At 64.1% G+C, this 12,736-nt stretch carries 16 protein-coding genes; 4 read left to right on the top strand and 12 right to left on the bottom strand.

Annotated elements, in window-relative coordinates; translation table 11 throughout:
- Positions 1 to 277 precede the first annotated feature (277 nt).
- The 8 genes from DTW89_RS00415 to DTW89_RS00375 form a co-directional block, all read right to left on the bottom strand.
- On the bottom strand, positions 278 to 877 hold the full coding sequence (locus tag DTW89_RS00415) for a S26 family signal peptidase (RefSeq protein WP_004355992.1): 600 nt from the start codon (positions 875 to 877) through the stop codon (positions 278 to 280).
- The gene (locus DTW89_RS00410) at positions 874 to 1,407 is read right to left on the bottom strand and encodes a DUF2840 domain-containing protein (protein WP_114654473.1); all 534 of its coding nucleotides are present in this window, start codon (positions 1,405 to 1,407) and stop codon (positions 874 to 876) included. The genes DTW89_RS00415 and DTW89_RS00410 overlap by 4 nt, the downstream gene beginning before the upstream one ends.
- Positions 1,404 to 1,688: a chromosome partitioning protein ParB gene (locus DTW89_RS00405; protein ID WP_114654487.1), complete on the bottom strand. Its 285-nt coding sequence runs from the start codon at positions 1,686 to 1,688 to the stop codon at positions 1,404 to 1,406. The genes DTW89_RS00410 and DTW89_RS00405 overlap by 4 nt, the downstream gene beginning before the upstream one ends.
- A complete protein-coding gene (parA, locus tag DTW89_RS00400; protein WP_114654486.1) occupies positions 1,685 to 2,323 on the bottom strand; it encodes a ParA family partition ATPase in 639 nt (212 codons plus the stop codon). Before parA ends, DTW89_RS00405 begins: the two co-directional genes overlap by 4 nt.
- A gap of 253 nt (positions 2,324 to 2,576) precedes the next feature.
- On the bottom strand, positions 2,577 to 3,434 hold the full coding sequence (locus tag DTW89_RS00390) for a replication initiator protein A (RefSeq protein ID WP_114654471.1): 858 nt from the start codon (positions 3,432 to 3,434) through the stop codon (positions 2,577 to 2,579).
- A 26-nt stretch (positions 3,435 to 3,460) separates the two neighbouring features.
- Positions 3,461 to 3,742 (bottom strand): helix-turn-helix transcriptional regulator, encoded by a 282-nt coding sequence (locus DTW89_RS00385; protein WP_114654485.1) that lies wholly within the window; start codon positions 3,740 to 3,742, stop codon positions 3,461 to 3,463.
- Positions 3,743 to 3,825: 83 nt separating this feature from the next.
- Positions 3,826 to 4,587: a DUF2285 domain-containing protein gene (locus DTW89_RS00380; RefSeq protein ID WP_114654470.1), complete on the bottom strand. Its 762-nt coding sequence runs from the start codon at positions 4,585 to 4,587 to the stop codon at positions 3,826 to 3,828.
- A 293-nt stretch (positions 4,588 to 4,880) separates the two neighbouring features.
- A complete protein-coding gene (locus DTW89_RS00375) occupies positions 4,881 to 5,231 on the bottom strand; it encodes a DUF2958 domain-containing protein (protein ID WP_114654484.1) in 351 nt (116 codons plus the stop codon).
- Between the two features lie 240 nt (positions 5,232 to 5,471).
- Here DTW89_RS00375 and DTW89_RS00370 point away from each other — a divergent pair, with 240 nt between their 5' ends.
- Genes DTW89_RS00370 through DTW89_RS00360 form a run of 3 tightly spaced genes read left to right on the top strand, consistent with a single transcriptional unit; the run spans position 5,472 to position 7,204 of the window.
- Positions 5,472 to 5,774: a helix-turn-helix domain-containing protein gene (locus DTW89_RS00370; protein ID WP_114654469.1), complete on the top strand. Its 303-nt coding sequence runs from the start codon at positions 5,472 to 5,474 to the stop codon at positions 5,772 to 5,774.
- Positions 5,771 to 6,334 carry a TIR domain-containing protein gene (locus tag DTW89_RS00365; RefSeq protein ID WP_114654468.1) on the top strand — a complete coding sequence of 188 codons (564 nt, stop codon included), beginning with the start codon at positions 5,771 to 5,773 and terminating at the stop codon, positions 6,332 to 6,334. Before DTW89_RS00370 ends, DTW89_RS00365 begins: the two co-directional genes overlap by 4 nt.
- Before the next feature lie 33 nt (positions 6,335 to 6,367).
- Positions 6,368 to 7,204, top strand: a complete 837-nt coding sequence (locus tag DTW89_RS00360) for a macro domain-containing protein (protein WP_114654467.1) — start codon at positions 6,368 to 6,370, stop codon at positions 7,202 to 7,204.
- A gap of 105 nt (positions 7,205 to 7,309) precedes the next feature.
- Here the strand turns inward: DTW89_RS00360 and DTW89_RS00355 are convergent, their stop codons facing one another.
- Positions 7,310 to 7,624 carry a DUF736 domain-containing protein gene (locus DTW89_RS00355; protein ID WP_004355976.1) on the bottom strand — a complete coding sequence of 105 codons (315 nt, stop codon included), beginning with the start codon at positions 7,622 to 7,624 and terminating at the stop codon, positions 7,310 to 7,312.
- An 892-nt stretch (positions 7,625 to 8,516) separates the two neighbouring features.
- Between DTW89_RS00355 and DTW89_RS00350 the strand changes: the two genes are divergently transcribed.
- Entirely contained in the window at positions 8,517 to 9,182 is a 666-nt protein-coding gene (locus tag DTW89_RS00350) for a hypothetical protein (RefSeq protein ID WP_004355974.1), read from the top strand.
- Between the two features lie 174 nt (positions 9,183 to 9,356).
- Here DTW89_RS00350 and DTW89_RS00345 read toward each other — a convergent pair whose 3' ends face one another.
- From DTW89_RS00345 to DTW89_RS00335, 3 genes are all read right to left on the bottom strand, one after another.
- Positions 9,357 to 9,536, bottom strand: a complete 180-nt coding sequence (locus DTW89_RS00345; protein WP_004355972.1) for a hypothetical protein — start codon at positions 9,534 to 9,536, stop codon at positions 9,357 to 9,359.
- Between the two features lie 88 nt (positions 9,537 to 9,624).
- Positions 9,625 to 11,700, bottom strand: coding sequence for a ParB/RepB/Spo0J family partition protein (locus DTW89_RS00340; protein ID WP_114654466.1), 2,076 nt, complete (start codon positions 11,698 to 11,700; stop codon positions 9,625 to 9,627).
- A gap of 64 nt (positions 11,701 to 11,764) precedes the next feature.
- Entirely contained in the window at positions 11,765 to 12,592 is an 828-nt protein-coding gene (locus tag DTW89_RS00335; protein WP_028838247.1) for a DUF932 domain-containing protein, read from the bottom strand.
- Positions 12,593 to 12,736 lie beyond the last annotated feature (144 nt).

Here is a 12,736-nt window from a genome sequence, read left to right as displayed (position 1 = left end):
CGTCCTTTTGTCTTGCCTTCCGCCTTTGCCCCTCGCTGGCGCTTCGGGCAGCGGTTGCCCGGCGGCGCTACTGCGCGAGCAGCCAGCGCGCCGGCGAACGCGGCGACGGCCATAGGCCGGGCGCATTCGAGGCAAGACGCCTGCACATGGGAAGGCAGCGCGAAGTGCAGCGCGGATGCGCTCGCACTGCACACGCGACGACATGCGGAAAGCCACCGGATCGGCACGCCCGATGGCACGATGAGATGCACGGCAACGTGCAGCGAATCGGCGGCCATCATGGGCGAGACTCCAGCCAGACCGGATGCGCGACGCTGATCACGGCGGATACGCTGACCGGCCCGAAATACCGGCTGTCGAACGATGCCGGGTTGGTCACGCTGAGCAGGAACAGTTCGCCGGAATTAAGGAGACGGCATTGCTGCCAGGATGGCAGCGGCCGGCCCCAACGGTCAGCGGGCAGCACGGTGGCCGAAGGCAGGCCGTCGATGCGGACGATGCGGCCAGTGATGCACACCTCCTGCGGAGCGACAGCGCCCACGCGCTTGAGCAGCGGCACGCGCGCCGGCAGGTAGCCGCGCTGCGCGGCCAGCGCGGCAGCCTCTGGCGGCAGCGTGGTCAGCACGATGCTGCCCACGGACAAAGGACGTGGCAGCGAGCCGGCACCGTGGTCCAGCGAATCGACGCGATACCAGCCGACCGCCACACTGTCGGACGGGTTGTAGATCAGGCGCGGCAGCGGATGCGCGAAGGACGCCCAACCCAGCGCAGCGAGGCCGCAGGCGGACAGGCCCGCCAGCACGATGCGGGTGCGCAAACGTGCGCGGGGTCGCGGGCGAGCACGCGATGCGGTGCTGGCAGTAGAAACGGCGGTCATGGCAGCGCCCTCCCGATCAGCCATGCGGCGTGCCGCTCGGCGGTGTATTCGGGCAGCGGCAGGCGCGCAGCGAGTCGGTTGGCGAGCGTGCGCCAGTACGCGGGCGAAGCACCGACAGGCGCGATGCCCAGCGCCTCGATAGCGTCGATGCACTCCAGCACGGCGCGCACCTGGTTCTCGCCCTCGGCGTGCAGCAGCAGGCGCGCGCCCGGCTGCACGCCGGGGATGCGCTGCGCCGCGTCGAGCGACGTGCAAGCCTGCATCACCATGAGCTGCCAGCGGATCGTGCCGTAGTCGTTGGCCTGCCAGCGGATGCGGCAGAACACCGCGCCCGGCAGGAACACGGCGCAGCGCCGCCAGCGGTCGAGCTGGTGCGTGCGCGCAGGTTCGCCGAAGCGCAGGTAGAGCTTGAAGCGTGGTTCGATGTAGGCCAGCGCCACGCGCGTCAGCGGCGCGCTGGCAGGCTGGCCGGAGGATGCTGCGAGCGCAGCCGTGGCCGCGCCAGCGGCAGGCGAAGCGGATGCGGTCATGTGGTGTTCTCCCTGCGGTGTTCTGGAAACTCCCGCTCCAGCAGGCCGCGCAGCAGGTCGGCCACGGTCACGCCTTGCGTGAAAGCCGAAACCTTGATGTGCGTCCGCATCGCGGGCGTGATGTCGAGGGTCAGGCGGGCCGTGTAGAGGTCGCCTTTGTTCAGCGCATCGGCGTCGCCTTGGCGAATCCACGCCTCGGCGTGCGGATTCGCGGGCGGACGCGCACCGATGCCGACGCGCTTTGCCGTGCGTTTGCTGTTCGGTGGCGGCTTTGCGGTCATGCCGGCCACCGCAGCAGTTCATCCACCAGCGCGGTGATTTCGCGGGCGGCGGCGCTGTCCGGCGCTGTCTCGCGTGCAAGCCGGCCAGCGGCCACGCTATCGGCAAACACGATGCGCTGATGCACTTCCGCGCGCAGCGCAGGCAGCGGCTGGTCGGCGAGCGCCTGGCGCGCTTCGCGCCCGATCACGGTGGTACTGACGCGCCGATTGATGACAAAGGCCGCGCGCAGCGCAGGCCGGAACACCTGCGCCTCGCGGATCAGCGCCACCATCTCGGCGCTGGCCCACAGGTCGTAGGGGCTGGGCTGTACCGGGATCAGCACGCGCTCGGCCGCCAGCAGCGCGGAGCGCGCCAAGGCGGCGATCCTGGGCGGGCCGTCGATGACGACATGATCGGCGCGGCGGGCCAGCTCCGGCGCTTCCTGATGCAGCGTTTCGCGTGCGAGGCCCACGGCGCTGAAAAGCCGTGGCAAGCCTTGCTGGCTTCTGCGCTGCGTCCAGTCCAGCGATGAGCCTTGCGGGTCGGCATCCAGCAGCACGACGTGCTGGCCGCGCATCGCCAGCTCGCCGGCGATGTGGGTGGCGAGCGTGGTCTTGCCGACGCCGCCTTTCTGGTTGAGCAAGGCGACGATCATGGCCTGGCCCTCCATGCTGGAAAGCCGGGCTTTTGCTGCTGCGCTTGTGGCCGTGTGGTGGTTGTCCACCGCAGCGGCGCTTCCCTACTAAAAGTTAGAGAAATTAAGTTAGGGAAGTTAGAGCGCGCGCAAGCCCAATGCTGGCGCGGGTTTGCGGACGATCGGCACGCCTGATAGCACGATAGTCCCACGCCTGATAGCACGATACCCCGCACGCCTGATAGCACGACACCATTCACAGGTTTTCCCGAAGTTATCCCCGTGCCGTCTGCGGCACGGGCCGGAACGTCAGCAGTTCCATGCCGTTGTCGGGCATCCGCTCGATGCCCAGGACGTAACCGGGCAGCGACTGCCGCGCGACGAGCGCGCGCAGATCGCAGGCGAAGTCGTAGGGCTTCGCGGTGCTGCCGGACTTCTGGTGCAGATAGCGAAAGTCGAACTGCCAGCCGTATGCCTGCTTGCCGCCGTGCTTGCGCACCAGGCGGTACAGCCACCGCTCGATGCCGCCGGTGAGCCGGAAATACGCCGGGTCGATGGTCAGCACCAGCGCGGCGTCGAGCACGCCGGCAAAGAACCAGTCCGGCAGGATCAGCTCGATGCCCAGCGGCGTGCCGCTGGCATCGGCCAGCTCCTTCCATTCGTTGATCCACGAGAAGCGGTGCAGGCGCCGCCCGGTCGTCTCGCGGATGGACGTGGCCACGGTGGTCGATTGCAGCCGATCGAGCGCGGCCTTGAGGCGCTGGTAGTCGCGCAGCGACTTGCCGCGCCCGATGAAGCGCAGGATCTCGTAGGGCGTCGCGCGCATCAGCCGCGACGGGCGCAGGCCCGCGTCCTTCGCTTCCACGATCTGCGAAGCCGCCCATATCAGCACGTCCGCATCCCAAATCGTGGCGATGCCGTGCTCCTGCGTGCCCTCTACGCAGATCGTCACGTTGCCCGCACGGAAGTCGATGGGCTTGACCCGCTTGGACTTGCCGAGCGAGAAGAACGGATAGGCCATCAAATCCTGGCTGTCGCGCGGCGCCATGTCGCCGGGCAAGGCGCGGAACAGGTCGAGCTGTTCGCGCTCCTGCAACGGTCGCTGCCGGGACGGCAGCGCGGTGCTGGACATGGCGATGGCCTGCCGCGCGCCGCCGATCAGCGCGCACGGCTGTCGGCCGAGTGGTGCTCGGCGTATTCGGGATCGGAGGTCGTCTCGAAACTGCGGTCGGCGGCCCAGGCATCGAGGTCGGCCACGGCGTACATGACGCGCCGGCCGAACTTGCGAAAGCGCGGGCCGCCGCCGATCACGCGCTGCTTTTCCAGCGTGCGCGGCGACAGGCGCAGGTACTCGGCGGCTTCGTCGTTGGTGAGATAGCGTTGGGGCTGTGCGGCAGCGGTCGAGACAGTGGCGGCAGGCCGCAAGGGAGCGAGACGCATGGTGTGAACCTCCATCGGTTGAAAGCGCCCGGTCACACAGCGCGACCGGATGGAGGCAGTCTCAGAAAACGCGGCCTTGCCGCTCAGGGCCGTTTTGCGTCGTCGTCAAGACGACCCTTCTCAAGCGGCGACAGTTGTGCTAAGCGGCGATAGCCGCCGCGCATCAACGCATCGCCGCGCCGCGTGAGGCGGCGCACCTTGGAGCGCAGGCCACCGTCGCTGTACCAATCGGCCACGGCGTCGGCACCGAACAGCCCTTCGCCGACCTCGCGCAAGGACGCGCCCGCCAGGGTCGCATCGAGCGCCTGTAGGGTGTGCAGCTCCAGCAGCGCCGCAGGCGGCGGCCTGGGCCGAGCCATTGGCGCCGGCGTGTCGGGCGCATGCGTGATGCCACGACCGCGATAGGCATAGGCCACCACCATGCCGTCTTCCAGGCCGGGCGCCAGCACGAAGCGCCGACAACGGCCGAGGCTTCGCGCAATCAGCGTCAGCCCCCTGCCGTCGTGCAGCAGTTGCTTATGGCCGGGGATGCGCCAGAAAGAGAAGAGCTCTGTATCCACGGGCGGATCGGCATCCGGGTAGAGCTGCACCACGGCATCGTGGCCGGGTACCCAGGCCGGATGCGCGTCGCGCGCATCCAGGGCCGGGTCTTCCAGCAGGCGCAGGCCCCAGCGCTGCGCCGCCTCCTGTGCCGCCCGCGGTCGGCGACGAAGGCGTTGCCAGTCGATCCGGTAATCAGGATGCCTGCGCAGGTACTCCCAGGCGAGCGCGAGCGTATCCAGCCAAAGGACATACAAGTACGCAGCGGTGGGATACCAATGCGCGACGTGGTGAGGATCGACCATGACGCCTCCTCCTGCGAACAGGAATCGCCGCCACGGCAGGACTACGCGCTACATCGCCATCGTCGAAACGTCATGGGTCAAGAAGGTGGATGGGGCTATCCGATTGGCTCCGATGTGTTGCGGTTGCCGCGGCGGCAGTGTCCCGATCATGGGACGCCGTACAGACCAAACTATCGCAGCCCGCGCTGGGCATCATGACTATTTGGATCAGACTGGAGCGGCTATGCCGCAAGAATCCCGATTGAGACCCGCCCGGCATGGCACCAGACTGAAAAAGTCACAGTAGGCCGAATTCAGTCCGGGATGGCTCCATCACGCTGGGCCAGCCGGGTGTACTCGGATAACGTGCGTGTGGGGCGGAAGTAGAGGTCACGCATCACAGGCTGCTGGCGCGGCCCGACGATGTCGGCCAGCTCGGACAGCTTGACGGTTCCCTGCGCCGGCATCCCGATTCCCAGGTCGATGAGCCCCCAGGCGGTATCACCATCGGCGGGATCGAGTGCTGCCAGCAGCCAGGTCACATTCGCGTCCGGCGTGAACAGCCGCACCACGGGCACCGGGTCGATGGCCTGGCCAGCGGCACGGGCCTCGCCGTTGGCGAGCAGTTGCGCGCGCTCCGGGGCGGTGGCGAGTAGCTGGGGCATGGTCGGCAATCCCACAAATCCAATGATGCACGGATGCGGTTTCACGCCCAAGCGCAGAACCGCCAAACCGGATTTACGCCTTCGTGCGCAAGCACGGATGCGCCTGCGTGGCATTGCTAGAACCCGCCGATGCGGATGTCCGTAAAGACGCAAAAACGTAGAACACCAAATGAACACTATAGATTGTAGCCCTATAGAGCGCAATAGGCTGTCATCTTGGTTTTTGAAGGAAAACCATAGGTGGCGGCAAGATATTCATTGGCGAAGGCATTGAAGACAGTCAGAAAGGCACGTGGGTTGAGCCAGGAAGCCTTCTCCGACGTGTCCAGCCGCACCTATATGAGTACCCTCGAACGCGACCTCAAAAGCCCAACCTTGAACAAGCTGGCCGAGCTGTGCGAGGTGATGGGGATCCACCCGCTCACGCTGCTGACGTTGGCCTACGCGGGCGACAGCCCGCACAAGGCCGACGAGCTGCTGGCGCAGGTGCGCCAAGAGTTTGAGGCGGTATTGGACTCAGATGGAGAACGAGAAAAGACATGACATATCGAAATGGAAACTACACCGCCTTTTACGTTGCGGAGCCATTCCATCCCAGCTCGCTAGGTGCTAATGCAACGAAGGATTTTCAGTATTACAACACCCTGCGGATGTGGAAAGGCGCTGATGCGACGTTCCCCTTCTTCGATTCGCACGAAAAAACTTACAGCGTCCGCGATGGCAGCGATTGGGAATACACCCTGAAGCCAAGACTCAGGGAGCGCCTTCGGAACTCGAAAAATATCATTCTTATCTTGAGTTCGATCACAACAAACTCTCGCGCCCTTCGGGAAGAAATCGACTACGGAATCAACGATCAAGGATTGCCCGTCATTGTCATCTACCCTGAATACTCCACGAAGGAAAGCCTGCTGATCAATGGATCACTAAAACAGGCCATTAAGAACCTTTGGGGAAATCTTCCTATGTTCCGGGATTCGATGAGCAAAGTGCCTACGCTTCACGTGCCCATGAATAAAGACCTTATAAAGCAGGCATTGAATAACGGCGACTTCATGGTAGCTAGCAAGGGAAATCCTGACTTTTATTGGTACGAACCGTAAGCACTTGACCTTCGAGAGAAGTGGCGAAATCTTATGGCAAAAGTTAGTTTTATTGACAAACGTGTCTTCAAGAAATTCCTTGAGATCACCGCTGTCGCCAGCGGCACGCTGTCTTTCGTGGTTATTTTTGTTGACATCCCTGCCAAGTGGAAGCTGACGGTCGGCTTGGCTTTTCTGGCACTACTGGCACTCACCTATCTGGCGATATGGCTCTGGTCGAACAACCTGAACAGCATTGAAATCAATGTTGAGGGCAGCGATGTCGCGATCAAAACTGGCGACATTTTCCAGCAGCCTGGATTGAAGGCAATCGCCTTCAATGAATATTTCGACACGCAGGTGGACAACAAGATAATTGGCGAGACTTCCCTCAACGGCGTTTTCATCCAGAAGCATCTCGGCGTCCCACTCTCCGAACTGGATCGCCACATCGAGGAATACGCTTTTGATAATAGCGAAATCCTGGATGAGAACGAGGCCAGGAAGCATGGAAAGAAGAAAAGATATCAGATAGGCACAATCTGCCTGTACAAGGACTACCTCCTGACCGCGTTCTCCAAGTTCGACGAGAACAACAAGGCGCTGCTGACAATGCCGGAGTACCTTGAGTTTCTCATCAATTTCTGGGACAAGGTAAACAACATCTACGCCCAGCAAAGCGTATCTACCACGATCTTCGGTTCGGGAATAACGCGGATCAAGGGACACAAAAACATCTCCGACGAGGATCTCCTGAAGATAATGCTGTGGACGTTCAGAATCAGCGAAATGCGATTCAAGTACCCCGCGAAGCTGACCATCGTGATTCACGAAGACAAGATTGACCAGATCAATCTTCTCGATATTAAATCCGCCAGGAACGGCGTGTAATCTCCAATAGGAGTTCGGGGCGAACCTGCTGCTCATGGGTGCTGTCTGGGCAGGTACTGCATCAGCAGCACAGCGCCCCGCCGCGTGGGCGGGACGCTGCGGCGGTCACGCCGCCTGGGGCTTGCTGCGCGACCAGATCAGATCGTGCGTGCCGCCCTCGCCTTCGATCAGGCGGGCATAGACCGTGGCCGGGAACGAAGGATCGTCGAGGGTCACGGAGATGTACTCCCGCCCGGCCTCGCTGGTCTTCTTCCACGCCGCGCCGATGTCGTGGCCGGCGGCCTGCAGGCGGAAGTCCGGGGCCTTCTCGTTGTCCCCCTTGTCGTTGGGCACCAGCTTGACCTTGACGTTGAGCGTCAGGGTGCGAAGCGTGCCGGTGAAGCCGTCTTTGTCGGTGGTGAAGGTGCCGATGTTGGCCATGATGGATCTCCTTTCGGTTGAACAAGGTTCGCGCCCATCGCGTCCTTGTTGTGATCCGGCCGGCGGGGGACGGGCGGGCTGCACCGCTTGCGGCCGCAACGCTGTGGAGGGCCGGGAGGCGAAAAGAATTTGTCCCGCGAGGAATCTGCGCAGCAGAGGGGAAATTGTTTTCGCCGGACGGTTGCAGCCACGAAGCCCGAGGCGCAGCCGCGCCACCGCCAGGATTCACAACGAGACAAGGATGCTTTGGGCCGAACCGCTCCGAAAGGAGATAGGGCCGGCTCGACATCCCCGCACGAATGCTTCTCCGGCTCGCACATTGACGCGGGCCAGGTCATTCCCCCAACGACAAGCGAGAACGCCCCTGCCGCACCTTGCGGCGCCGGTTTTGAGGCGTGGCGTGGAAGCTCCATAGCGATGCCGGGCGGGTTGTCCGTGAACCGTCCTTCGTGACGTGATGGGCAGGAACCGCCAGCGTCGAGGACGGTACGCATCCGCACAACCTGCCGGAGAAAGCGCCAGCGTGTTCACCAGCACCCCGTCCCCTCGCCGCGGGGCGCTGGTCGGGCCGATCCAGCGCAGCCGGTTCGGCCGCATCGAGGGGCGCCAAGCTGTGCGCGGCGGGGATAGCCCGCAGGGCTTTCCCCTGGAGGCAAGTAGAGCGCGCAGCGCCGCAGGCGCGAAGGCGTGAGGGATTGGAGCCGAATGGCCGTGACGACAAAGACGGCACGGGGCGCAGCCCGCAAAGCCCGGCGGTGCAAGGCACCGACACGCCCAGGAGCGTCGCAGCATCATTCTGCCATATGCGCAACAAATATATTTGGCGCACAAAACATCATTTTCATGCAAAAATATCGACCATCATGCACAACATAGCCAACTGAGGTGAATCATGACCTTCCGAGCAGATGAAGCAGCACGCGCCGGGTACGAGGAAGTGGAGAAGTACCTTGTCCCCCGTCCCCGGGACGCCGATGAGGCCCAGCGGGCGCGAAGCAGGAGGGCGCTAGAGGACATAGCTGACGGGCTGGGGCCAGTCGTTGACCGATACCCTTCGTGGCATCCGCTGGTGCGCAATCACGATAGCCGCCATCCCGTCACCGTCCCCAGCGATCGTTGCGGCTACAAGGGGCTGGATCACACGAGGTTCTTCGTCAACGGATTCATCACCTGCCCGTATGGTGATGGCCAAGAGGTTTTAGATTCCGTTCTGGCACTTCCCCGCCACCACGCGGCCTACATCACGGCGGAAAAGCTGGATGTGCAGTTCTACAACCCGCAGACGACGCCCATTCTGGTCAAGTGTCATTGGGAAGAACTTTTCCCAGACCACATGATTCCGCTGTCTGTCGCTGTCCCCCTGCTTCTGGAGAAGGAAGTCCCCTGCTGGACGTGGTCGCAAGTCGCCGAGACCTGGGAGTCGATGCGCTCGTATTTCCTGGGTGCGCCTCACGGTGCCCGGTCATCGCTGTTCGTAAGCCAGGAAACTGGACAAGGCATCAAAAAGGTCTGGGAGACGCTGATCTACACAGGGATGTTTGGCCCGATCAAGGTGTGATGGACGCAACGAGGCATCTCAAGTGATACGCCAACGCCGCCTGCGCATAAGCGTAGGCAGCGGCGTTCTCGTTCGGCTGTTGGCCTTGAACACCGGGCGCGGCCACTGCCGCGCCCGGATTTTTGCGCCCACCGCGCCCAGGACGGAGCGGCCTGGGCGCGGTGCTGATCGCGGCTATTCCTTCGTCTCGATGATCCACCACACGGCCCGCGCCAAGGCGCAGCCCGTGACGGGGTGAATGTCGGTGAGGTCGGCGTATGCCGTCCAGCCCGAGGGCGGACGATAGCCGCACACGTCGCCTTCGCCGTGCCAGCGGCGGGCGCGTACCGTGCCGGGGGCGTAGATCGCCGCCATGCGCGGGCGGCTGGTGGTGGTGTGGGTGGCGGTTCTCCTTCTAGCGAAGCGCCTCGGTCGGGGCCGGGGCGCTTCCCTTCGGCGCGGGTCAAGCGGCCAGCGCCTCGGCGGGTTCATCCGCCATTGCTTCTGCATCCTCCGGGGCGTCCTGCTCCGGGCCTTCTTCCTGCGCGCCTTGCTGCGTTGCCTGCTGCGGACCTGCGACCTTGAAGATGGCGGGCATCCACCCCGTGCCATCCGCCAGCCGTTCGGCTTCGCTGGCAATGTCGGCCTTCTTGAGCTTCGCCAGCCGGTTGACCTGCTCGGGCGCGTACTCGCCCACGGCATCCAGAATCACGGCCTTGGAAACGTGCTTGAAGTAGCCTTCTGCGGTTGGCTTCCACCATGCGGCCATATCGAGGCCCACGGCCTGCGCCAGTTCCTCGCCGCGTTGGTGCGTCGTGGCGCGGGGCGTCACCACGTCCACCGTTGCGGCAACGCATACCGCCAGCAGGCGTACCAGCTCGTCTTGCGGCTTCGCCAGCAGCACGGCGAACAGTTCGGCGCTGTCCTCCGGCAAGCCTTCACCGGCCACCTGTTGCAGTTCGCGCAGCGCCACGGCGGCAAGCGATTGCGGCCAGTCCAGGGCCATGCCTTCCAGTCGGTCTTGCACCGTGAGGCGCACGCCCAGCGGCAGATTGTGGCCGTAATGGCCCCCCTGCAAGACAGTCTGCACCATGCCATGCACCACGGCAGCCAGCGCCGCTTGCGGATGCCGGGCCACTTCGATTTGCAGCGCGGCGGTGCGATGGGCGCTCAACCGTTGCGCCAGCCGGTCGGACATGGCTGCGGTCTTGGGCTGACTGTCGTCGTCTCCGTCCTCGCCTTCGTCATCGTTATCGGCATCCTCGCCGCCGGAACCTTGCCGCAGCCGTTCCAGCGTGCGCAATGCCTTGGCCTCAGCCTCGCGCATCAGGCCGCGATGAATGACGGCCTCGCCATTACGGTCGATGGTGACGATGGCACCGGCTGCAGCCTTCACGTTCGAGCCGTAGCCTTGCAAACTATCTTCCAGCGCCTGCAACTGCTCGCCCAGGGCTTCGCCTTCCTCCTGCAAGGCGTCGGCCTTATCCTCGTCGTCGGCATCCATCGCCGCATCCACGGCTTCACCGATGGCCCGCATCTTCTCCTGCAGCCGCTCGATGCGCTGCGCCTCGCGCTTGGACGGCTCGCGCCGTTCCCTCGGTGCGCGCTGGAAGACGTGCAGGTCGGCATGGGTCACGCCCGGCGTGGCATCCACCCAGGCCCAGCCCTCGGCCTTCACCTCGGCGGCAATGCCCGCCAGCCGGTCTTGTGCCAGCTTGTCCAGCAGCGCGGAATCGATCAGATACACGCCCGCGTCACCTTCCGCGAACAGGTCACGGCGCACGCCACCGCCTGCGGCTTCGTAGGTATCCAGTCCCACGAATCGCACCAGCGGGTGCCGGTTCGCGTCAATCTCGCGCTCGGTGAGGCGTTCGCGCAAGTTGGACGGGTGCCGCTGCCAAGTCGGCGCATCGTAGAACGCGCTTTCCTGCGCGGCGTGGTCGTCGGTGATGGCAAGGGCCATCAATTGATCGAGTGTGACGGCATCGGCGCGATAGTCGGCCATCAGGCGCGGCGAGACGTTCGCCAGCTTCAAGCGGCGCTGCACCACCAGCGGCGTCACGCTGAAATCCGCCGCAATGTCCTCGATGGGCCGACCTTCGGCCACCAGCGCGGCGAACGCCTCGAACTGGTCTGCCGCGTGCATGGCTTCGCGCTGCACGTTCTCGGTGAGGCTGGCGGTACGGGCGGTGCCATCGGCTACCAGCAGGCAAGGCACCTCCCAATCTTTGGCGATGCGGTGCTTCTTTGCCAGTAGCTTGAGGGCTGCGAAGCGACGGCCACCTGCCACGACTTCGTAATGCTCGCCATCGGCGGCGGCGATTACGATCAGGTTTTGCAGCAAGCCCACGCGCTGAATGGACGCGGTCAGTTCGGGGATGGACATGCGCGGGGTCTTGCGCACGTTGCGCCCCGTGGGGCGCAGCACCAGCCGCGACAGGGGAACCAGAATCAGGTTCTTGCTCGGGTCGGCGGCTTCCAGCGGAATAGCGGCGGCGGTGTTGATGGCGCGGGCTTCGGTTTGGGTAATGGCGTTCATGGTGTATCTCCAATCGAATGAAACAAGGAATGGAGGGGAAACCGCCCCTCCGGCGGGGGACGGATCAGGCTTTGAGGGCGCGCATGCCATCGGCCAGCAGCCACAGGGCGCGGTTCAGACGGATGTTTTGGTCAATGCCCTGCACCGGGCGCGTGCTCTGCCTGCGGCCATTCGCGGCGCGGCCATGCAATCCGCCCTTGGTCAAGTTTTCCTGCGTGCGGTTGAACACGCTCCACAGGTCGGGGCGACGGTCGTCGAACCGGCGCGGCATCAGGATTTGCGATTCGGTGATGGGCGCAGGCTTGTCCGGGTCGTCGTACTTGAGGGACAGCGCGGCGCGGGCGAACACTTCGGATTCGCCATCGTCCAGCGTGATGCCGCGCATCAGGTCGCGCGATGCCTTCACCTGCTCGAAGCCGCCCAACACTTGATAAGCGCCTTCGATGACGTGTCCGGCCACGTCGCCTTTGTGGGGCACGCGCACATCGGCCACGGTGTCGCCGCAGACAAGGCCATTGCTGCAAACGAAACGGAACATCCCGGCCAGCATCTGATAGCTGCTCGTCCCGTCATGGGAATTCAGGAGGACGATTTCATTGGCTTCCGCGCCGTTGATCTGGCTGGCGTGGCGCAGGCGCAGCATGTGTTTCGTGTGCTCGCGCTTGCCTTCATCGCGCACGCGGGTCTGCGTCACCATGAAAGGCTGGAAGCCTTCTTTGCGCAGTTCGGTCAGCACGGCGGCGGTGGGGATGTAGCTGTACCGCTCGGAACGGCTCTCATGTGGGGCGTCCGCGAAGATGGACGGGGCCACGCGGCGGATTTGGTCATCGGACAGCGGGGAGTCGCTGCGCAGCGACGGGGAGCGGGAAGCGAAACGGGATGCGAGTTGCATGATCTTTCTCCTGACAAAAAAGGGGGTTGCTGTTCACACCGCACACCGGATTCCAAGATTCGGAGCCCAGCCTTTCGGCTGTTCGGTGCGGTCGGCACGAAGAACCCGGTTGGCCTCGTTGCCACCGTCTTTCCTGAGTTCATC

Source organism: Acidovorax sp. BoFeN1 (assembly GCF_003345135.1).
In the GTDB taxonomy this organism is placed as follows: Bacteria; Pseudomonadota; Gammaproteobacteria; order Burkholderiales; family Burkholderiaceae_C; genus Acidovorax; species Acidovorax defluvii.
The sequence above is the reverse complement of the archived record's forward strand: the minus strand, read 5'-3'. Positions and strand labels throughout refer to the sequence as shown.